Origin of the sequence: Agrobacterium sp. Ap1, from assembly GCF_017313375.1 — a bacterium.
Classification (GTDB): Bacteria; Pseudomonadota; Alphaproteobacteria; order Rhizobiales; family Rhizobiaceae; genus Neorhizobium; species Neorhizobium cellulosilyticum.
Genome location: NZ_JAFLMY010000002.1, coordinates 52,684 through 73,514, shown reverse-complemented (window position 1 = coordinate 73,514; position 20,831 = coordinate 52,684). Strand labels below are relative to the sequence as shown.

The following is a 20,831-nucleotide window of genomic DNA, read 5'->3' as shown; positions in this document are numbered from 1 at the left end:
AAGAGCTTCTTCCATCTTTTTCTGTCATCTCAAATAGAAACACCGCCCAAAGCGATCGGGCGGTGTTTTTGCGTTGAACAGGACAGCACCATGCTGTGCCGCCATCAATTCCAGTCGATGCAATACCCGAGGAAGCGCTTTGAATCGATCGGGTCGATTCCGAGCTTCTTGCGGAGCTTCTTGCGCAATTTGCTGATATGGCTCTCGACGACGTTTTCCTCGACGTCCTCGTCGAAGATGCCGTAGATGGCCGAGAAGATCTGCGCCTTGGAAACACGTCGGCCGCGATTGGCGACCAGATATTCGAGAATGCGGCGCTCGCGGCGCGGCAGCGGAAAGACTTCCCCACCAATCTCAGGATCGCGACCGTCGGAATAGACGCGGATCGAACCGATATCGGTGTAGTTGGCGATGGCGGTCAGGCGGCGACGGATGGCAGCGGCGCGCGCCAGGATCTCGCGCGGATGAACCGGCTTGCGGACGACGTCGTCGACGCCGGCATCGAACAGCGCCAGCGTCGCATCGAGCGACGGCTGATCGGAAACGGCGATGACCGGTGCGGTGGAACGATCGCGGATGGCGCGCGGCAGATCGCAGGCGTTCTTGGTCTGGCCGATGAGGAAGGCTTCGATGGCGCGGATATCGGCATCGGCTGCGGAGTTGACCCACTCGCCGAACTCGACGGGATCGAAGCCTGCCGAGGGGATGCCCTCGCGGCCGAACAGGGATGTGTAACCTTCCGTTACGAGCTCTCGCTCATCAACCACGACGATCATTCACCCATCTCCGAATCAGCAGCGTTCATGTGCTGAGGCATGAGTACGAATCGTGAGAGTCAGCCACAATTATAGGAACTTGTGGGGACTAATTAATAATTGATTAACCACACCTCTCCGATTTGCACTAGATGTAGTGGCATAAACCAAAACAGGCACAATTTTTTCGGTGGGTTTTGACAGATTCATAACAGGATTCGGCATGCCCCTGTTTGACACGCCTCATTGCTGCCAGATCAAAGGCGCGATGTAAATTGGAAAGGCAATCTACTTCCAGTTGCCGCCAGCGCAAAAATTCGTCGCTCCTGCGGTCCACTGCCCATATCCCGAAGCGACCAGGTTTGCGATCACGCGACATACGTATCGCTGCTGCGCCGGGTCATTGTTCGGCCCGGCATGGTAACGGGCAACAGCCATCGTCCAGGTCTCGTGCCGATCATATAGCTGCCGCAGAAAACGTGCGGCATAAGCGACGTTCTGGGCCGGATCGAACATATCCTGTAAGGAGGCAAATTCCGCGCCGTGATACATGAGGTTGATCTGCATGCAGCCGATGTCGATCAGCTTTGCCCCCTGCCCCCGAGACGCAGCAACCTGAGTAAAGGCTTCCTGCAGCGAACCGGGAAAGAATGCCTTGCCTTCGACATTCAAGGCAAAGGGACTGAGCGAGCCTTTTCGCCCTGTCTCGGTGAGACCGACAGAATAGAGTATGCCTTCCGGAATGCCATATTGTGCAGCGGCGCGCTGTATCTGCCGTTCGCAAGCGAGGCTGGCGCCGACCGCGGCTTCCCCCCTATCAGAGATAAACGGTGTCGGGACGAGCACCAGCGCCGCCAGAACCCGCGCCTTGAGCCGAACCTTCATCCTTACCTCCGGAAGAGCTGATACGCGTACCGATGTCCGACGTATCCGTCAGACCGCCACTCGTATTGCCGCCCTGGCGGCCGTTCTGCTGCTGTTGCTGCTGCGCCTGTCCCATATCGGAAGACTGCCGGCTGTTGGCGAATGTATCGCTGCCCTTGTCGGACGAAGTCGAACTACTTCCACTCGCAATGCTGACCGTGATCTGGTCGACGCTGTAACCTTGTGACTTCAGGTTATCGAGCATCGTGGAACTGTCGTGCATGAGCTGCCGATAGGCCTTGCTGCTTTCGACGGTGAGATGAATGTTCAGCTCTTCGCCGACCATGCGCATCGTTGCCGTCACATGCCCGAGGTCATTGGGATTGAGTTCGATCTTGAGCGTATTCACCACCTTGCCCGTGCTGGCATAAAGCGCCTCGTTGGACAGCTTTGCGCTCGGGTTCATGGCAGCCGACCAATCCGGATCCTGACCAAATGCGGTTGCCAGCGAGACCGCGTTGGAGCTCGGTGCCATGCCGATGTATCGACGGTTCTCGGTGACCTGTACGGCGGGCGTCTCCATGTCGACCGAAAGCTCGCTGTCATGCTCCAGCGCATCGTGAACCGCCGGGGCAACATCGGCGGCAGTCGCAGCTGGACGCTGGCTGGTTTTTGTATCCGTCGCCACGGTGTTCGTGGCCGTTCCTGCCGCTGCGTCCTTCAAGGACAGAGCAGCATTGCCGGCCTGTGCTGTTACCGTGTCTACATCGATTTCAGCGGAATCCGTCTGTACCGGCAGCTGATCGCCGGCAATGTCCGACTGCACAGTCTGGGCAGACGCCGTTTCCGGAAGCGACTGGAGCAATGCCAGCGCGTCGTCCGCAGCATCCGGGTCTGCGGCATCGGTGTCCGTCTTGTCTGTCTTGGCCTGATCGGCGGCGGTGTTGCGAACCGGGCTGCTCGGACCCTTCGTATTGACCGGCATTGCCGCCTGCAGGTCGGCCAAAAGGTCTGCCGCCGTATCGAGATCGGCAACGTCGACAGGCACTTGCGGCTCCGCGTCCTGCCCCTCGACCGGCATTTCAACGACGGCCTCCGGAGTGATCGCATCCGAGGCCTGAACAACGGCCTTTGAAAGCATCGTTTCGACGGTCATCGCGAACGGACGAGCGTTTGCAGTCGCCTTCGGCTCGGCGGCGACGTCGGTATCCGGCTGGTCCTGTCCGGCTTGTGTCGCGGTTGCCGCGCCATCGTCATTCGCCGCGGCGGCTTTTTCGCGCTGGCCCTGGCCGTCGCCATAAGAGTTGAGCGTCTTGGCGAAACCGTCGTCCTTGGAAGTCCGCGTACCCTTGTTGGACGCAGAGGAAGCTGCGGTTGAAACATCCGCGCTCGCCGGCAAGGCATTGTTCACTACATTCATCATCGACCCCCAATCTCCTTCGCAAGGAGCGAATCTATCTCACCCAGCTTGTTTCGGCCTTGCGTGACGAAGTCGTCAACGGCCGCATTTGTCGCGGTCGCAGCATTCGGCACAACTGAGCCTGCAGTCGTCGGATCAGGCTTGGCATCGGCAATCCGGGTGTTGCCATCGGGCGTAGGGGTGTCTTCGCCGCTGCCGCTGATATCCACAGGCCTGACAATCTCCTCGCCGACGCGTTGCGCAGCATCGAGAAGTGCCCGGTCGCGATCCGAAAGACCTTCGCGGGGAATCGATGAAAGCTGGTCGACCACCTGCGAAACATTTGAAGACGGAACCTTGGCAATATGCTCGTAAAGGCCGGGGAGTAGCGTGCGTCCCTTGCCGCTAAGCACATCATTCAATTTGCGTGCCTCTTCAGCCGTATAGCTCGCCAGATCATATTTACCCTTCAGCGTCGCCAGTCGTGATATGCGCAGGTAAAGCTCCTGGGCGCGGTCCGGATCCATGAGGTCGGCCACTTCTGAAACCCGGTCGTGTCCAAGCCCCGGCGCGCTGGTTACCGCGAGGTCGACGAAGAGGTCAGCGAACTGGCTGGCGTAAGGCGAATGAAGAAAACGCCGCGCATACCGCACAGAATAGCCGAAAGCCCGATCGACATCCTTCAGACTTGCGCTCGCGACGATGGAGCGGCGCAGCGCCGCCTCTTCCAGGATCGTGCCCGGTGCATCGATGCGGGTGCGATCGTAAAAGATCAACGCGGCGGTCGGATCAGTCGGATAATTGACGTTGCCGGCGACAAGATTGAGATAGGGACCGATCGGTGAGCCCTGATATTCCTGGGAGAGAGAGGCGATCGAGCTTGCAACCTGCCCGCCGCGGCCGTCGAGATATTTCTGCAGGACGTTGACGACACGCGCGTCGAGATATCCCTGAGTGTCGCGGGATGCCAGGAAGTTCAAGGTGGCGGGATTACCGCCACTCATCACGTAAACGAAGACTGCGTCTGCATTGCGCGTATCCGCAAGCGTTCCGTTGTCTGCAGATCGCAGCCTCTTGTCGAGAGAATCGAGCAGATAACGCTGGAGATCGGAGGCGGAGTGATCTCCGAGTACCAGCGAATCCTGGACGAACTGGAGGGACCTCAAGATCTTATAGGCATCGAGCGACTGGTCCTGGGCGCGCGTCTCGGCGGCTCCTGCAGCCAGCGCGGCCGCAAGAAGCGTGGAGCGAACAAACCAGTATCTGCGAGCGAACATCAGCGCTTACCTTCAACCATCGGCAATCAGGATTTCTATGCGGCGATTGGCTCCGTCCTCGGGATTGTCGGTAACCTGCGGTCGGCGATCGGCGAAACCGGAAAGCTGCTTTACGCGGGTATCTTCAAGGCCGCCACGCAGAAGCATGAAATAGGCGGCATGGGCGCGGTCCATCGAAAGCGTCCAGTTGTCGGCGTTGCCACCTCGATAAGGCCGGCTGTCAGTGTGGCCGCGGATGACGATCGAGCCAGCCTTCGCCTTCAAGACTGCGGCAACCTTCTCCATCGCCAGGACAGTCTCCCTGCGAGGAACGGCCGATCCGAGATCGAACATCGGCGTTGCGGCCTGGTCTGAAATGGTAACGAGCATACCGCCCTCGGACGGAGTGACGACAATGCCCTCGGCAAGTTTGCCGGGAACGCCGGTCAAAGCCTTGACGAGTTCTTCCCGCAGCTCCTCGGCCTTCTCGGTTTGCTTCTCCGTCGGCTTTGACGTTGTCTGAGGCCTGTCAGGCTCGGGAGAGCCATCATAAGGCTCCTCTTCCTTCGGCTGGCCACTGCCGTCGACAGCGCCTTTGGGTGATTGCAGCGCGGCAATCTGTTGCTGGGCCTGATCGGTGCTGGTCGACGCTTGCGCGTCAGATGACGACTGTCTCTGGGTGTCAGTGCGTGGATGCGCCTGTGCGGCGGCTGTCTCGACCGGCTTGGCATCGGGAACCGGTGGCAGCTTGCTGTCCTGCGTCACGGCAACGGCACCGTTCTGGCCGTTCTGTGGAGCGGAAACCTGCTTACTCCAGAAGTCGGGATCGAACGGATCGCGATAGGCCTCGCCGCCGGAAGCGCCGGTCGAAGGGCCGGAATTTGCAGCACCACCCTCGCCCTTCACGCTGACATTGGCCTGCTGGCCAACTTCCTGAGCGATCTCAGCCAGCACCGCGTAAGGATTTTCGAAAAATGCCTCTTCGGAAAAGCTGGTGTTCTCACCGGAAGAAGCCGTCAGATCCTCGCCGGAAGCTGCGGCGGAACCGTCCTGTGTCTTATCGGCTGCAACGTCCGACTTCTGACCGTTCTGTTCGCCTTGTGCGTCCTTTGCCGGTTCTTTGACGCCGTCAGAGCTGGGCTGCTCATCCGTCAGCTTGATCGGATTGAAGTAGCTTGCAATCGAGGCCTTCGTTTCTTCGTTGGAGGCGTTGACGAGCCACATGACCAAGAAGAATGCCATCATTGCCGTCATGAAGTCCGCATAGGCGATCTTCCAGGCGCCGCCATGGGCTCCGTCATGATCACCCTTGTGGCGTTTGACGACAATAATTTCGTTCTTGCCGTGATGATGACTTTCACTCATCTATCTGCTCTTCCATCGCTTCGACAAAAGTCTTCAGACGCGTCACGAGAATCGAGTCACCGACTTCCAGCGTCATGTCGATTTCCGACGATTCTTCGTATTCGACTTCAGTCACGAGCGGATCGAGCCGCTTGCGCATCATTTCGATAAATGTTTCTGAACCTCTCACCGAGAGTTTCACCGTCCTGCCCTGCCCGATCTCTTCAGCGACATCGGCCGCGAATTTTGCGCCAGCAGCGCGAGCGACCTCTTCCTGGACAAAGGGTTGCAGGACACGCGCCACCGAAGTGTCTACGGCATCCGAGACTGATGCCTTCATCTCCTTGAGGAAGGCTTCAACGCGTTCGGCAACGACAGCGTCGTATTTCGCCGTCAGCGCCTCGATTTCCTCGCGATGCCTTGCGGTGATCTGCGCCACCTGCTCCTCATGGCGTTCCGTCATTTCGACCACGGCAGCCTCATGGCCTTCGGCGCGCGCCTTGCTTTTTTCCTCTTCGATATCGACGGCAGGCTCTGACGCCACGTCCGGGAGATCGAAGTTGTTCTCGGGAAAATCGAAATCGGAAACGAACTCCGATGGCTGCGGCTGCGGTTGCGGAGCGCCAAAATCCTTCAGGTAACGAGCAAGCGGCATACTCATGGAGATATCCCTACCTAGCCGACATGCGGAGAATGAAAAGGCTTACCTCAAAACTGAACAAGTGGACCATTCCTTCGTGCGTTTGGCAGGCTCGCTTCGAGGCGATCGGCGCGATGCATCCGGGAATGAACGCATTATCACCTGAAACCAGCTACGATGCCAAACTTGTGCGAAGATGAAGACCCGCCAACGGCGCTAGCTAAAAAGAACGCGTGTGCTCTGCTGATGACCATTGAGCAGGGAGAGGAGCTGTGACGACAGCGACTGCTGGGTTTGGTAAGCCGCCAGCTTGGTGGATTCTTCTTCCATATCCGCATCGACCAGGCGGCCAACGCCCTTGTCGAGAATATCCTGGAGAGACTTCACGAAGCCGGTCTGCTGATCGACACGGGCGGAGACGGTGCCCAGCGAACTTGCCAGCTGATTGAGCCTGTCGGTCAAATGGCCAACGACGGCAATCATGTCGTCCAGCTCGGCCGAGGTCGTTGCGTCGGAAACGGCAATCGACGTGCCGGTCGTCGCAATGGTCGAATCCACGTCAAGCAGGTAGTAGTTGCGGGAGGTCGCGGTTCCGTCGGAATTCAATGTATTGGCGTCGATCGCGCCGGTCAGAAGGCCGCGATTGGCATCGGCCGAATCGATCAGCGTCGTATCCGCGGTATCTACGGAAACATAGCTGAGCGATACCGCCCCCGAAACGCTACGCTGGAAAGACGTCGGAATGGTTTTCGATGCGCCGAGAATTTCATCCGAATTGTAGAGCCAGTTGTCGCCGGAGAACGTCGCTGCCTGGAGCACAGAGTTCAGATTTTCCTTGAGCGAGCTAATTCGACCGTTGAGTGCATCTCTATCCGTACCCTCCTCGTAGGCGGTCACCAGCTGACTGGTGATCTCGTCCATGATGTTGATGGAGGAGGTCACGGCCTCATAGGCCGTATCGAGCTTAGAGGCACCGAGGTTGAGCGCATCTCCGATACTACCGAGAACACTCTGGTCAGAGGTCATGTTGGTTGCGGCCGACCAGTAACCGGCATTGTCTGCCGCAGATTCAACCGCCAGGCCGGATGCCGTGCGCTTCTGGGTTTCTTCGAGATTGTCGCTCGCGAAAAGAAGGGTCTGTAGCGCGCTCTGCACGTAACCGACGGTCATGATCTTCGACATGTTCTAACCACCTATGTTCGGAATCAGGACATGCCGTTTGTGATCCGGCCGCGACGCATCGACTTCATGCTGCTTGCCATGTGGCAAGCGCGTCACGTTTATGGCTCTTTGGCCAATACACGAAGGTTAATGAAAACCTACGATTCGGACAAGACGCAAACAACCTTGCGCCAGCATATCGTCTCGGATTCCAGCTACCGCCATTCGGTATAAGCCGTTGATTTTTCTGAATACGTATCGGGCCGCGTCGTGGAAACGCGGCCCGTTTTTTGTCATCGAAATCAAGTGATCCCGAACCTTTAGCCCTGGAAGAGCGAAAGAATGTTCTGCGAAGAAGAGTTGGCGATCGACAGCGACTGGATCGCAAGCTGCTGCTGCGTCTGAAGCGCCGAAAGCTTGGCTGATTCCTCCTCCATGTCCGCGTCGACCAGTCGGCTTACACCGGTTTCGATTGCGTCCGACAGAGTCGCTGCGTATTCATCCTGCAGATCGATACGGGTGATCAAAGCACCAAGGGCGGCACCCGAATCCGTCAGGCTGGAAAGTGCGGCTTCGACCTGGTCGAGGAAGGCCTGAATGTCGCCGGTCGTGGATGCCGAGGTCAGAGCGATGCTCATGACGCTACCGAGGATCCCGTCTTCGCCGACGCCGTTATTGATGGTGCCGAACATTGCGTAAGAGGCGACCTGGAACTCAGCGGTCGTAACCTTGACCGTGCCGTCCTCATTGCGGATGAAGCCATCCACGACCACCGTGTTGGAGGCATTGTCGGCTGCAACCATCCAGTTTTCACCGGAGAACGAAGCTGCCTGCGCAATCGCGCTCAACTGTTCCTGCAGCTTTTCCACTTCGAGCTGGATCTGGTCCTTGTCGGTGGACTCTTCCGTTGCGGTAACCAGCTTGGCCTTGATTTCGTCGACAACGTCGATGGCGCTTTCCATCGCAGCGTAAGCGGTATCGACCTTGGCGGCACCAACGCCAAGAGCGTCGGAAGCGGCGTTAATCGCCTTGTTGTCGGAATTCATGGTCGTGGAGATCGACCAGTAGGCGACGTTATCGGCGGCTTCGCTGACGCGGTAACCGGAAGAGACGCGATCCTGCGTGTCTGCAAGGCTGCTGCCGATAGCACGAAGCGTCTGCAGTGCGGACATTGCGGAAGTATTTGTCAAAATGCTCGTCATCTCAAATTGCCCCTTGGCTCACGGTTGGGAGGGACATTCCGGCGTGGACCGGTAAACGCGATCAGCTTCATGCCTGGCCGGTGGACGTTGCGTGTTCGCTGCTGCCCGGCCCGCTGTTTCAATGACGAGGAGAAAAACCGATCAGGGTTAACAGAGAGTTAACGCCTGCTTGCGGCTGTTAACACGAATGAACAGAAAGCTAACAGCCTCTGATTGCGGAAATACAAAATTAACAAATAAAAACAAGACGTAAAAAAGGGCCGCACCATGGTGCGACCCTATTATCCGAGAGCGGGTTTTTTTTAGCCGCGGAACAGCGTCATGATGTTCTGCGAAGAAGAGTTGGCGATCGACAGCGACTGGACGGCCAGCTGCTGCTGGGTCTGGAGTGCCGAAAGCTTTGCTGATTCTTCTTCCATGTCGGCGTCGACGAGGCGGCTTACGCCCGATTCGATCGCGTCGGAGAGGCTGGCTGCAAAGTTGTCCTGCAGGTCGATACGGGTGGTCAGAGCGCCGAGAGCAGCGCCGGCATCCGTCAGGCTCGACAGAGCGGTTTCAACCGTGTTCATGAAGCCGTCGATGTCGCCCTGGGTCGAACCCGAGGTCAGAGCGATGGTCATGACAGCGCCCAGAATGCCGCCGGAACCGACGTCGCTGGACAGGGTCTCGAACATTGCGTAGCTGGACAGGTTGAAGCTTGCGGTGGTGATCTTGACCGAGCTGTTGTCTTCGCGGATGAAGCCGTCAACGACCGTGGCCGTCGTCGAGGTGTTGGAGCCGGAAATCTGCCAGTTTTCACCGGAGAAGGATGCTGCCTGGGCAACGGCCGTCAGCTGCTGCTGAAGCTTTTCGACTTCAAGGTTGATCTGCTCCTTGTCGGTCGAGCTTTCCGAAGCGGTAACCAGCTTGGCCTTGATTTCGTTGACGATGTCGATAGCGCTTTCGGTTGCAGCGTAAGCTGTGTCAACCTTGGCAGCGCCGACGCCGAGTGCGTCCTTGGCGGCGTTGAGAGCCTTGTTGTCCGAGTTCATGGTCGTGGAGATCGACCAGTAGGCAACGTTGTCTTCAGCTGCGCCGACGCGATAACCGGACGAAACGCGATCCTGTGTGGAAGCGAGATCAGTGTTGATGTTCCGCAGCGTTGCGAGAGCAGACATGGCGGAGGTGTTGGTCAGAATGCTGGTCATGAAAGTTGCCCCTTTGGCACTATGATTTGAAGGGACATTCCGGATTTCGCCGGGAACGACAGTCAGCTTCATGCTTGCCGGAAACCGTTAATTTCGGCCCGTCGTTTTGATGAGCCGAGTAGACACCGTTAAGGTTAACAAGTTCCAAACAAAGAAACAAAAAAACGCTTTAATTTCATTTACTTCCCGTTAATTTTTAAGCATTTACTTCCTGTTAATATCTACGATTGGCAGCAGCGTTTCCGCTGGATTTCAAGGCGCCCAAAACGAAAAAGGCCGCACCTGGAAGGTGCGGCCCCAATTTCGGAACGATGCCAGTGATTACTGGAACAGACGCAGGATGTTCTGGCCCGAGGAGTTGGCGATCGACAGCGACTGAACAGCGAGCTGCTGCTGGGTCTGGAGTGCCGAAAGCTTTGCAGATTCTTCTTCCATGTCGGCGTCGATGAGGCGGCTGACGCCCGAGTCGATTGCGTCGGAGATCTTGGAAGCGAATTCGTCCTGCAGGGTGATACGGGTGGTCAGAGCGCCGAGAGCAGCGCCGGCATCCGTCAGGCTCGACAGAGCGGTTTCAACCGTGGTCATGAAGCCGTCGATTGCGCCCTGCGTGGAAGCAGAGGTCAGAGCGATGGTCATGACAGCGCCCAGAATGCCGCCGGAACCGACGTCGCTGGCGAGCGTCGAGAACATTGCGTAGCTGGACAGGTTGAAGTCGGCAGTGGTGATCTTGACCGTACCGCTGTCTTCGCGGACGAAGCCGTCAACAACCTTAGCAGTGGTCGAGGTGTTAGAGCCGGAAATCTGCCAGTTTTCGCCGTTGAACGAGGCGGCCTTACCGATTGCGGTCAGCTGTTCCTGAAGCTTTTCGACTTCAAGGTTGATCTGATCCTTGTCGGCAGAGCTTTCCGAAGCGGTAACCAGCTTGGCCTTGATTTCGTTGACGACGTCAATGGCGCTTTCGGTTGCAGCGTAAGCTGTGTCGACCTTGGCAGCGCCAACGCCGAGTGCGTCGGAAGCGGCGCCGAGAGCCTTGTTGTCCGACTTCATCGTGGTCGCGATGGACCAGTAGGAAACGCCGTCAGAAGCAGAGTTAACGCGCTCGCCCGTGGAGACGCTGTTCTGCGTCTTCTGCAGATCCTTGTTGATGTTGCGGAGGGTTTCGAGAGCCGAAGTAGCGCCGGCATTGAAGTTGATGCTAGACATGAAGTGTCCCCTAAAGACTGAAAACAAACGGTGAGGACATGCCGGTTCTTAATCGGCTGCGACGGTCCGACATCATGCCACTCGGTTCCGTTTATTCGTTTAGGACACCAACCCGTCGCAGGACCAAATTAGCCAGCCAAGAGTTGCCACAGTCTTAATTTTGGGGGTGAGTCGTCGGCAATGCGGACACATAGTAAACAAACGGTTAGCGCTCGGGGTGGTACGTTAAACATAATTTCAGCGAGCGTTTTTCCGGCTCCGGCCAACCAACACCGGTTTCAAGCAAGCTTCGCCGGATAGCAAAGTCGGATCGATTTCTTGCGTCGCCCGCAAGCAAGCCTCTGCAACCAACAGACGAACTTGGCGCGGCAACGAAAATACGGAGCAGATGTTGACCGAGATCAGCTATAAGGCCGCGTCCCAGCATTTCCGCAGCGGCGACTACACCTCCTCGCTCGTCACCATCAACAGGTTGCTCGAAGTTCAAAAGGATGCCCGTACCTACACGCTGCTCGCCCGCACGCTGAAGCAGCTCGGTCACAAGGCCGAAGCGGCCCAGTCCTTCCAGTTGGCTGCCGAGCTCGGCGGTCAACATGCCGACGACAATCTGATCGATGCCATCAAGCTCAATTTCGAAATCGGAGAGAAGGACAAGGCACTGGCTCTGGCCAATCGCATTCTTCCAAAGCTGACCCGCGATCCAGAACTGGCTTTCATCGTCGCGTCAACTCTGGTCGAGAGAGGTGAGGCTCGTATCGCCCGCGTGTTCAAAACCTTGCTGATCAGGAGTAAGGAGCTGCCGCATATGCTGCTCGGCGCCCGGATTTCGCTGAACACCTGGGATATGTTCGATCCGTCCGATATCGAGACCGCCCGTGTACTGCTCAGCCGAATTCCGAACAGCCAGCCGGTGCGGCTGATGTATCTCACCTTCAGCCGCGAACACAGCAAGTACGACGCGATAGAGCGCCACCAGCCGATCATCGACGCTGAACTTGCGTCAGGCGAGACGGACTTCGTCAGGATGGACGGCACCTTCTTCAACCTCCATTGGACCGGCAATGAGCATCTGAACCAGCTGGCTCGTAGCAACACGCCGAGATTTTCCCCGGAGATGACCGCAATCCGGCATCAAATGCCCCATACGTGGGGTGACAAGATCCGTGTCGGTTACCTCTCCTCCGACCTTTTCGACAAACATGCCACGATGAAGCTGATCCGCCGAGTGTTCGAATTGCATGACAGGGATCGCTTCGAAGTGACCCTCTTTTGCCATACCGATCCGAAGATGCTGGCGACCAATGAGGCAAACCGCGAAGAGTGGGGCAATGTCGTCACCGTTCGCGATCTCAGCGATGAGGAGATCGTGGCCGAAATCAGGTCCCGCAATATCGACATCCTCGTCGATCTCAAGGGCCATACGATCGGCACTCGCAATACGGTCTTCAACATGCAGGCGGCACCGATCCAGGTTGCCTGGCTGGGCTTCCCAGGCTCCACTGTCAACGTCGATCTCGACTATGCCGTGGGCGACAAATACGTTTTGCCGGATAGTTCGAAACCGCACTATTACGAGAAGTTCTGCCGCCTGCCGGAAACTTATCAGCCGAACGATCCGGTCAACAGGCCGCTTGCCAAGCCTATGACACGCAAGGAAGTGGGCCTTCCCGAAGACGCCTTCATCTATGGGTCGTTCAACGCGAACCGCAAGATTACGCCGCAGATGCTGGATATGTGGGCAGATATCGTGAAGTCCACGCCGAACGGCATCCTCTGGATCCTGACCAACAATGCCGAAAGCAGGATGAACATACAGAAGAAGCTCGTCGCCGCCGGCGTTCCAGCCAAGCGCATCTTCTTCATGACCAAGATGCAGTTCGAGCACCACCTGAACCGCATCCCGCTCGCGGACCTTGGCCTCGACACCTATCCCGTTAACGGCCACACGACGACTTCTGAGATGCTCTGGGCCGGTCTGCCGGTCCTGACCTACAAGGGCACCAATTTCGCCTCGCGCGTCAGCCAAAGTCTGCTGCATGCAATCGGACTGCCCGAACTTATTGCTGAAGACGAAAACGACTATGTACGGCTGGCCGTCGAGTTCGGCAAAAATCCCGAACAGCTCAAGCCTCTGCGGCAGCGCCTGGAAGACAATCGCCTGAAAAGCCCGCTTTTCGACGACGAACGCTTCACCCTGCATCTCGAAACCGCTTACGAGACAATGGTAGAGCGCGCCAAAAACGGCTTGAAGCCCGATCATATCGATGTTGCGTGCCTGCCGGCACGTAGCGGGCCTTTCATGGAAAAGTCCGACTGAACACAAACGCCAGACACAGGCCTGGCCGGACGCACATTGAGCGTTGCGCCCGACAACCTACAAGCATGATGCTGCTCTAAAGCACACCGTTCCCGACACGCGTTGTCCGGAACCGAACATCATTGCCGAGATGCGTGCAAGACGCATCATGACAGCCCGGTATCCAACCTGATGAGAACTGGCGATCGAAAGCCGGCGCGATCTGTTGCGCCACGATGGTCGACCAAGCCTTGGAATGTCGAATTTCCTTTTAAATTCAACACTCCATTTCTACGCAAGCCTCATACTCTAACTTCACTACCGAGCGATCCTCTGAAGTTTCAGGGATCTCGTGACGGCCCGAATACAACGTTAACCATAAAAACTGGCTAGACGGCTCATTATGAAAACATGTCCCTACTCCATCGAACGCGAAGAAATCCTTGCCAAGGCGATTGGCCCGTTGGCGGCCGAACTGAGGCTGCTGGACGCTGCCGATCTCATTTCGCTTCTTCGTTTCGAGTATCACAGCAGCATCGCTGATCTCGTCGATTCTGCTGCCGAACTCTATTTTCATCCGGGGACGGTCCGCTTCGGCGTCGGAGGCGACTATGCTCTCGACTGGTCGACCTACCCGTCGATCACGCTCGATCTGGAGATCAGCCCACCGGGCATCACCATATATAGCCGATTGAAGCTGGAAGCCGACAAGGCCAGCATCTCGATCAACTACATCAACTTCCACAGCCCGTCTGCCGATCCGAGGGAGAACACGTCCATTCTGGCCGACAGCCTCAGGAAGGTGACCTTCCATACGACCAAGGCGCAGGCGGCTCTCGAGCTGAGCAGCCCGGCCCATCACTGACGAGACTATCGTTCCCTCCTGCGTGCGTCGGAGGGGAACTGAGCGATTTATTCACCGCTTGCCGCGCCATGTGCGCGGCAATTTGCGTTTAAGAAGCCCCTCGCCCGGCCGATGGGCAATCCCAGTGCGGCCGCCTCGCCTATTACACACAGGCGAGATCGAGCGACGGGAGCGGATGGGACGTGAAGGAGATCAGTATCGCCACCGACGCGCCTGCTCGTTGCCTGGGCTCAACGGATATCCAGGAAGGGGACGATAGGAATGCGAGGGTGCGCTACGGCGCTGAGTGGAGTCGAGCCTAGGACAAAAGCCAGCCGGAACCGACAGGAGAGCCACGCTCGCCACGGAGGTCAGGAGACCTTCAGATAGACAGCTGCAGGCCCATACCGCAACCCGGCAGGCTTGCCGCGCCGAGAGACAGGCGCACAATTTCGATTGTTCAGGAGAACGATCTGACCAGAGAGCCGACGAGCAGGTTCCAGCCGTCTATAAGGACGAAAAACAGGATCTTGAACGGAAGGGAGATCGATGTCGGCGGAAGCATCATCATGCCCATGGCCATGGTAATCGTGGCGACAACCATATCGATGACGAGGAAAGGCAGGACAATAAGGAAGCCGATCTCGAAGCCGCGACGGATTTCGGACAACATGAATGCCGGAACGAGCACCCGATAATAGGGCCTATCGTTCTCTGAAGTCTGCTGACCACGTTCAGTGGCGAGATCGACAAACAGGGCGAGATCCTTCGGCCGAGTGTTGGCGATCATGAAGCTTCGGAACGGTTCGGCCGTACGCTCGATCGCCTGCGCTTCTGTTACCTGACTTTGCAACATGGGCTGGATGCCCTCGCGCCACGACTGCTCAAGGGTCGGAGACATGACGTAGAACGTCATGAACATCGCCATGCTGGTGAGGATCATGTTCGACGGCGTGGTGGCAAGGCCCATGCCGGTTCTCAAAATCGAGAAGGCGATGATGAAGCGCGGGAAGCTCGTCACCATGATCAGGATGCCGGGCGCTACAGACAGGACGGTCAGAAGGCCGAAGGTGCGAACGATCCAGGCAGCCGCAGAGCCGTCAACAGGAGCGTTGATCAAATCCTGCAGCTGCTGAGCATGCGCAAGACCGGGCACCAAAGCCAATGTGGCAACGAAAATCGCGAGACGAATCATTCGACAACAAAAGTCCTAATCAGGACCTTTGTTACACGCCCTTGGGAACGCAGGCTAGCAATCTCCTGAAGGTCGCCCTTCAAATATGTGAATCCACGCGGCCCCTGCAACTGCTGCAGCGAGAGCGTCCGCAGATAGGTCATGATGTTCTGGTTCACAGTTTCGGCCAGCGCCGGGTCAGGCGGGCCGTCAAATACCAAACCCACCTGCAGCCGAATGAGATTTTCCGCCGGATAGCCAATATTAGTCAATATCGGTGCCAGTTCCAGCATATTGGGGAGAGCCGGCGCGGCCTTTTCGCCCTCGCCTTTCTTCTCGCCCTCGGCGGCAGGGGTGCTTGTCGCTTCCTCCACCGGTTTTGGCGCCGGTGCAATCAGCTTTCCCGTCAACCAGCCGCCGCCGCCGCCCACCAGGGACAACAGCACCACGGCACCGATCATCGGGATAAGTGCGTTCTTCTTCTTCGGGACGCTGTCGTCCTCAGCCGTGATAGCCATGTGGTTTCACTCCTCGGCAAAAACCCGGACGCCTCAGATCGGCGAGAACAGGTCCATGAGCTGCTGGCCGACCGGCGGCTGTTGAATTTCGGTTACGCGACCGCGGCCGCCGTAGGAGATGCGGGCCTCGGCGATCTTTTCGTAGGAGATTTCGTTCTCCGAATCGACGTCCTGCGGCCTGACGATACCGGCCACGTTCAGGATGCGGATCTCATGATTGACGCGCACTTCCTGCGAACCGCTGATCAGAAGGTTCCCGTTTTCGAGAACGCCGGTCACCACGGCCGCTACGAGCAGGTTCAGCTGTTCCGATCGGGTTGTCGACCCCTTGCCGTCGGAATTGGATTCGCCGTTGAAGCCGAATGAGGAATCGGTGCTGGGCTTCCATCCGAAAATTGTGGCATCGGCCTTCCACGCCGTCGTCCGGTCGTTGCTCTTTTCAAGCTTCGTCTCGTTGTCGAAATCAGCCTTGTCGTTGATCTTGATCGTAACGGTCAGGATGTCGCCGATATTGAGCGCGCGTGCGTCCTTGAACAAAGCGGCCTGGCTGTCGCTCCAGAGCGAATAGCCATTGTTCATGTTGTGCGGGCGCTTAGGATAGGAAGCGAGCTGTGGCGCCTGACTGAACTGCAGGCCACTGCCGATGGGGCTCATCGACGGTGCATTGCCGACTTCCCTAATCGTCTGGGGCGTTTGCGAGCATCCCGAAAGAAGCGCCACGGTAGCAAGGAGTGCGGGTGCGAGTTTGGTCATGACGGGTCTTTCGACGTGTTGGGATCCGCTGCACTGGCGATGATGGACGCAACGGCCGCAGCCTTCTTGGCCTCCATCTCACTCAATATCAGACCGGATTGGCGGGGCGGCAGCCGCATGACGATTGCGGCGGCAAGCCCTGCCTGCATTTCGGACAGCTGCGGAGCAGCAGTGTCGGGCTTCATGGTCTTGAAGATATCGACCAGGCCGTTTTCGGCCTGCTTCATGAATTCGTTGCGCCGGCCGATCCAGTCCTCGTATTCGGCCTTGCGGGCTTCCATCACGGCTATGCGATCATCGACCTCAGCCTGAAGTTTCTCAAGGTCCTGTTTCTGCAAGGCATAACGGCGATCGCGCGCCGCGTCGGCAATATTGCCGCAAAACTGCTGGACTTCGGTCTCGCTCGTCATCCCGGTCGTGTCACGAACCTGCTCCTGGGCGTCGGCCGAGGGCAGCGCCACGAGCAGCCCCAAGAGAGCGAGAACCGGAAGTGCAACCGAGGAGCGCTCCCATGGGCGCAACCGAGCCGGAGATGAAGTGTCTGGGCCAATCATTGCAGTACTAGCTCCGCTTGCAGCGCACCTGCAGACTTGATCCCCTGCAGGATCGCAATAATTCCATCAGGCTTGACGCCGATGCTGTTCAATCCTGCCACCAGCGAGCGCAGATCCGGACCTTCGAGAACCGCAACCGGACCACCGGTCTTCTCGGCCATGATGTCCGTCTGCGGCTGGACGTAGGTCTCGCCGCGCGAGAAAGGCAGCGGCTGCACGACCTGAGGCATTTCGGTAACCTGTACCGTCAACGTTCCATAACTGACCGCGACCCGGGAGATGCGCACATCCGCGCCGATAACGATGGTCCCCGTCCGTTCGTTGATGACGACCTTGGCAGGTGTGTCTGTTTCCACGGCAAGGTTCTCGATCCGCGCCATCAGGCGAGCGAGATCTTCCTGCGGTGGCTTTTGCACGGCGACGACCTGGGAATCGCGCGCTTCGGCAATCGGCATGCGATAGGTACTGGTGGAGAAGGAGTTGATCGCGTCAGCAACGCGGATTGCCGTAGAGAAGTCCGGATTGCGCAGCTGAAGAACAAGATTGCCCGAATCCTTGAAGCGCGAAGGCAATTCTCGCTCGATGATGGCGCCCCCGGGAATACGGCCGGCCGTCGTAATGCCTTCAGTGACGGTGGCGGCAGCGCCTTCGGCCAGAAAACCGGAAACGACGACTGCGCCCTGTGCAACGGCGTAGATCTGCCCATCGGCACCCGTGAGCGAGGTCATGACGAGTGTTCCGCCGCGCAGCGAGGTGGCGTCACCGAGAGAGCTGACGGTCACGTCGATGCGGCTGCCGGGACTGGTGAAAGGCGGGAGGTTCGTCGTGACCATGACGGCCGCAACGTTTTTGGCGGCCGATTGACCGCCTTGCGTCGAAATACCCAAGTTCTGGAGCATCGCGCGCATTGACTGGTCCGTAAACGGCGAGGCACGCAAGCCATCGCCGGTTCCCTGCAGGCCGACAACGAGACCATAACCGATGAGCTGGTTATCACGTCCGGCCTGGAGCGATACCACGTCCTTGATACGCGCATTTGATGCCGCTTCGACGACAGACGCCGCAGCAAAAAGCGCCAGCAGGCTGGCGGCGATCGTTGTTAGCAGTCTACCGATCATTTCTGGACAACCTCGACATTTCCGTCAGCCCTCACCACGCCGGTGACGGTAACTCCACTCTCAGTGTTTCGGACTCGGATCGAGTCTCCGGTCATGGCATCCTGCAGAGCCGATCCGGCAGCCGAAATCGTCAGGCCGCCAACATTGAACATGATACGGATCGCCTTGCCGCGCTCGATCGTGTAGGGCTCACGCAGCGAGGAAACCGGGATAGTCCGTCCCGCCACCAGCGTCCGCTTTGCCACCTTGCCGATGACATCTGTGACGCTTGACGTGTATCCGCCGGCCAGGTTCGGATTGGTCACTTCGACCTCCATGACCTGGCTTGAGGAGATGATATCGCCCGGGAAGATCGTCGATGTGGGAACGACGGCATAAAGAGGCTGGGCAACCGCGACCTGCGATCCGGCACCAGCGATGAACAGCAGTGACAGGATAGCCCCGCCGACAGCCGACCGAAGTGCATTTACACTAGGAAACATCATGTTTGCCCGCCTCTTAATCCGTTACTTCAGATTCTTACTGACGATCTGAGCCATCTCATCCGCTGTCGTGATGACCTTGGAGTTCATTTCGTAAGCGCGCTGTGCAGAAATCAGGTCAGTGATTTCCTTGACGGAATCGACGTTCGAGCTTTCGAGATAACCCTGCTTCAGATAGCCGTAGCCGGTATCCAGCGGCGAACCGACAACTGCATCGCCGGACGCTTCCGTGACCGCGAAAAGGTTGTCGCCCAGCGGACGCAGACCTGCATCATTGGCAAAAAGCGCCACCTGCAGCTGACCGACCTGTGTCATGTTATCCTGTTCGCCGATGCGAACCGAGACGGTGCCGTCCTGAGCGATAGTGACTTCGGTAGCGTCCTGCGGAATGGTGATCGCGGGAATGACGCCGTAGCCGTCGATCGTCACCAGACGGCCGTTGGCATCCTTGTTGAATGCACCGGCACGCGTATAAAGCGTCGTACCGTCCGAGCCTTCGATCTGGAACCAGCCATTGCCGACGATTGCGGCATCAAGCGTATTGCTTGTCTGGGAAATTTCACCCTGTTCGAACAGCTTGCGAACAGCCGAGGTCTGCACGCCGAGACCGATATTGGCGCCTTCCGGCACAACCGACTGGTTGGCGCGGTTGGCGACGCCTGCGGCGCGTTCGGTCTGATAGAGAAGGTCGGTAAACTCCGCCCGGCCGCGCTTGAAGGCGGTCGTGTTGATGTTGGCGATGTTGTTGGCGATGACTTCGAGGTTCGTCTGCTGGGCATTCATACCCGTTGCAGCAATGGCGAGTGCTCTCATGTACGTGAAACCTCTTTATCCTAGATCTGCATTTTGGAAATTTCGAGATAGGCCGATACGACCTTGTCTCGAAGGGCGACCGCGGTCTGGAGCGTGCGATTGGCTTCCATGACAGCATCGACGACTTCGCGCGTATCTGCCTTGCCCTGAATGCCGGCAAAGGACATCGCTTCGCCTTGCTTCACGCTATCGAGCGCACCCTTGGCGGCATCAGCAAGAAAACTGCCGAATGTTGGCCCCGCAACACCGGTTGCGACCGTACCGACTGCGGCGCCCAGCATGTTCGACATGCTGCCGGAGGTGGTCTCCGTCTGGTCGAGACCAGTGGACTTTTTCAGCGCACCGATGCTTGAAATGCTATCGATCATAGTTAACCTTTCAACAAATCGATTGTCGACGAGATCAGATCCCGCGTCTGCTTGATGCTCTGCAGGTTTGCCTCGTAGCTGCGATTGGCTTCGCGAAGGTCGGCCATCTCGATCAGCACATTGACGTTCGGATATTTGACCATGCCCTGCGCATTTGCAGCGGGGTGGTCGGGATCGTATTCCTCGGTGAACTTGCCCTCATCAGCGCCGATTTTCTTGACATCCACCATGTTGATGCCGCTGGCGCGATCCATCTCATTACCGAAGGTGATGATCTTGCGACGATAGGGATCCGCACCCGAGGTGTCGCCGGTCGTACGTGCGTTTGCGATGTTTTCAGAAACGACGCGCAGGCGGGTGGACTGGGCTTCCATTCCACTACCTGCGATCTTGAGCGAAGCGATCAAAGAGTCCATTTTTATTTACCCAATGCCGTCAGCATCATTCTGTTGATATTTTGAACGAGGAGGGTGTTCAGCTCGAACTGCCGCTTGATCTCGCCCATCTTCGACATTTCCGACGCCAATGAGACTGTATTGCCGGATTCCTGGACGCCTATCTCCTGATTGAGCTTAGAGTCCTTCAGCTCAACCCGGCCATTGCCGGCGATGTCCGCGGTCATGTGAGCCGCATTCGTCCTCGCCATTTCCATGGACCCGAGACCACTTGCCGACTTGAGCTCGGCATCGAAAGGCGTCAGATCCTTGGAGACGTATTTCGGCGTGTTGGCGTTGGCGATGTTCGTCGTCGTCACCTGCTGTCGAACGGACAGCCATTCCGCCTGTCGAGACGCAAGCTCGAACAACTGAATCGGCTGCATGGTCATGGTTGTTCTCCATCTTGTTGTCCCGGACGCTAGAGAGACAATCTTGCGCGGGACTTGCGGTAGGCGCAGCCCGC

23 protein-coding genes are annotated in these 20,831 nt (G+C 57.8%); 3 read left to right on the top strand and 20 right to left on the bottom strand.

The features are described from left to right. Window positions 1-104: 104 nt before the first annotated feature. The 7 genes from rem to JZX87_RS03770 form a co-directional block, all read right to left on the bottom strand. Window positions 105-776, bottom strand: coding sequence for a transcriptional activator Rem (gene rem / locus JZX87_RS03800; protein ID WP_183823293.1), 672 nt, complete (start codon window positions 774-776; stop codon window positions 105-107). A gap of 267 nt (window positions 777-1,043) precedes the next feature. Beyond that, window positions 1,044-1,613, bottom strand: coding sequence for a lytic transglycosylase domain-containing protein (locus tag JZX87_RS03795; RefSeq protein WP_394353645.1), 570 nt, complete (start codon window positions 1,611-1,613; stop codon window positions 1,044-1,046). Then, a complete protein-coding gene (gene fliK / locus JZX87_RS03790) occupies window positions 1,573-3,042 on the bottom strand; it encodes a flagellar hook-length control protein FliK (RefSeq protein ID WP_206824013.1) in 1,470 nt (489 codons plus the stop codon). The genes JZX87_RS03795 and fliK overlap by 41 nt, the downstream gene beginning before the upstream one ends. After that, on the bottom strand, window positions 3,039-4,295 hold the full coding sequence (locus JZX87_RS03785; RefSeq protein ID WP_206824012.1) for a chemotaxis protein: 1,257 nt from the start codon (window positions 4,293-4,295) through the stop codon (window positions 3,039-3,041). The genes fliK and JZX87_RS03785 overlap by 4 nt, the downstream gene beginning before the upstream one ends. A gap of 12 nt (window positions 4,296-4,307) precedes the next feature. After that, a complete protein-coding gene (locus JZX87_RS03780; RefSeq protein WP_206824011.1) occupies window positions 4,308-5,639 on the bottom strand; it encodes a MotB family protein in 1,332 nt (443 codons plus the stop codon). Then, window positions 5,632-6,279, bottom strand: coding sequence for a hypothetical protein (locus tag JZX87_RS03775; protein ID WP_183823311.1), 648 nt, complete (start codon window positions 6,277-6,279; stop codon window positions 5,632-5,634). Before JZX87_RS03775 ends, JZX87_RS03780 begins: the two co-directional genes overlap by 8 nt. A gap of 195 nt (window positions 6,280-6,474) precedes the next feature. After that, window positions 6,475-7,440: a flagellin N-terminal helical domain-containing protein gene (locus JZX87_RS03770; protein ID WP_148144381.1), complete on the bottom strand. Its 966-nt coding sequence runs from the start codon at window positions 7,438-7,440 to the stop codon at window positions 6,475-6,477. A 30-nt stretch (window positions 7,441-7,470) separates the two neighbouring features. Here JZX87_RS03770 and JZX87_RS03765 point away from each other — a divergent pair, with 30 nt between their 5' ends. Beyond that, entirely contained in the window at window positions 7,471-7,653 is a 183-nt protein-coding gene (locus JZX87_RS03765; protein WP_206824010.1) for a hypothetical protein, read from the top strand. 86 nt (window positions 7,654-7,739) lie between these two features. On the opposite strand, the gene JZX87_RS03760 is transcribed toward JZX87_RS03765, so the two are convergent. The 3 genes from JZX87_RS03760 to JZX87_RS03750 form a co-directional block, all read right to left on the bottom strand. Then, complete coding sequence (locus JZX87_RS03760; protein WP_148144383.1) at window positions 7,740-8,621, bottom strand: flagellin N-terminal helical domain-containing protein; 882 nt, start codon at window positions 8,619-8,621, stop codon at window positions 7,740-7,742. 302 nt (window positions 8,622-8,923) lie between these two features. Next, the gene (locus JZX87_RS03755; RefSeq protein ID WP_148144384.1) at window positions 8,924-9,808 is read right to left on the bottom strand and encodes a flagellin N-terminal helical domain-containing protein; all 885 of its coding nucleotides are present in this window, start codon (window positions 9,806-9,808) and stop codon (window positions 8,924-8,926) included. Between the two features lie 321 nt (window positions 9,809-10,129). After that, window positions 10,130-11,011, bottom strand: a complete 882-nt coding sequence (locus tag JZX87_RS03750; RefSeq protein WP_183823315.1) for a flagellin N-terminal helical domain-containing protein — start codon at window positions 11,009-11,011, stop codon at window positions 10,130-10,132. A 388-nt stretch (window positions 11,012-11,399) separates the two neighbouring features. Here JZX87_RS03750 and JZX87_RS03745 point away from each other — a divergent pair, with 388 nt between their 5' ends. Both JZX87_RS03745 and JZX87_RS03740 read left to right on the top strand, forming a co-directional pair. After that, window positions 11,400-13,328, top strand: coding sequence for an O-linked N-acetylglucosamine transferase, SPINDLY family protein (locus JZX87_RS03745; protein WP_206824009.1), 1,929 nt, complete (start codon window positions 11,400-11,402; stop codon window positions 13,326-13,328). A 382-nt stretch (window positions 13,329-13,710) separates the two neighbouring features. Next, the gene (locus JZX87_RS03740) at window positions 13,711-14,172 is read left to right on the top strand and encodes a BspJ family T4SS effector nucleomodulin (protein WP_148144387.1); all 462 of its coding nucleotides are present in this window, start codon (window positions 13,711-13,713) and stop codon (window positions 14,170-14,172) included. A 439-nt stretch (window positions 14,173-14,611) separates the two neighbouring features. Here the strand turns inward: JZX87_RS03740 and fliP are convergent, their stop codons facing one another. Genes fliP through flgB form a run of 10 tightly spaced genes read right to left on the bottom strand, consistent with a single transcriptional unit; the run spans window position 14,612 to window position 20,751 of the window. Next, on the bottom strand, window positions 14,612-15,346 hold the full coding sequence (gene fliP / locus JZX87_RS03735; RefSeq protein ID WP_148144388.1) for a flagellar type III secretion system pore protein FliP: 735 nt from the start codon (window positions 15,344-15,346) through the stop codon (window positions 14,612-14,614). Next, window positions 15,343-15,843, bottom strand: a complete 501-nt coding sequence (locus JZX87_RS03730) for a flagellar basal body-associated FliL family protein (protein WP_148144389.1) — start codon at window positions 15,841-15,843, stop codon at window positions 15,343-15,345. The genes fliP and JZX87_RS03730 overlap by 4 nt, the downstream gene beginning before the upstream one ends. 33 nt (window positions 15,844-15,876) lie before the next feature. Continuing rightward, entirely contained in the window at window positions 15,877-16,596 is a 720-nt protein-coding gene (gene flgH / locus JZX87_RS03725) for a flagellar basal body L-ring protein FlgH (RefSeq protein ID WP_206824008.1), read from the bottom strand. Continuing rightward, window positions 16,593-17,150: a MotE family protein gene (locus tag JZX87_RS03720; RefSeq protein WP_246435961.1), complete on the bottom strand. Its 558-nt coding sequence runs from the start codon at window positions 17,148-17,150 to the stop codon at window positions 16,593-16,595. The genes flgH and JZX87_RS03720 overlap by 4 nt, the downstream gene beginning before the upstream one ends. After that, window positions 17,147-18,268, bottom strand: coding sequence for a flagellar basal body P-ring protein FlgI (locus JZX87_RS03715; protein WP_148144391.1), 1,122 nt, complete (start codon window positions 18,266-18,268; stop codon window positions 17,147-17,149). Before JZX87_RS03715 ends, JZX87_RS03720 begins: the two co-directional genes overlap by 4 nt. After that, the gene (gene flgA / locus JZX87_RS03710) at window positions 18,265-18,753 is read right to left on the bottom strand and encodes a flagellar basal body P-ring formation chaperone FlgA (protein WP_183823319.1); all 489 of its coding nucleotides are present in this window, start codon (window positions 18,751-18,753) and stop codon (window positions 18,265-18,267) included. Before flgA ends, JZX87_RS03715 begins: the two co-directional genes overlap by 4 nt. Window positions 18,754-18,774: 21 nt before the next feature. Further along, a complete protein-coding gene (gene flgG, locus JZX87_RS03705; protein ID WP_148144393.1) occupies window positions 18,775-19,563 on the bottom strand; it encodes a flagellar basal-body rod protein FlgG in 789 nt (262 codons plus the stop codon). A 20-nt stretch (window positions 19,564-19,583) separates the two neighbouring features. Further along, complete coding sequence (fliE, locus tag JZX87_RS03700; RefSeq protein ID WP_206824007.1) at window positions 19,584-19,931, bottom strand: flagellar hook-basal body complex protein FliE; 348 nt, start codon at window positions 19,929-19,931, stop codon at window positions 19,584-19,586. A 2-nt stretch (window positions 19,932-19,933) separates the two neighbouring features. After that, window positions 19,934-20,347 (bottom strand): flagellar basal body rod protein FlgC, encoded by a 414-nt coding sequence (flgC, locus tag JZX87_RS03695; RefSeq protein ID WP_148144395.1) that lies wholly within the window; start codon window positions 20,345-20,347, stop codon window positions 19,934-19,936. 2 nt (window positions 20,348-20,349) lie between these two features. Continuing rightward, window positions 20,350-20,751 (bottom strand): flagellar basal body rod protein FlgB, encoded by a 402-nt coding sequence (gene flgB / locus JZX87_RS03690; protein ID WP_148144448.1) that lies wholly within the window; start codon window positions 20,749-20,751, stop codon window positions 20,350-20,352. Between the last annotated feature and the right edge of the window lie 80 nt (window positions 20,752-20,831).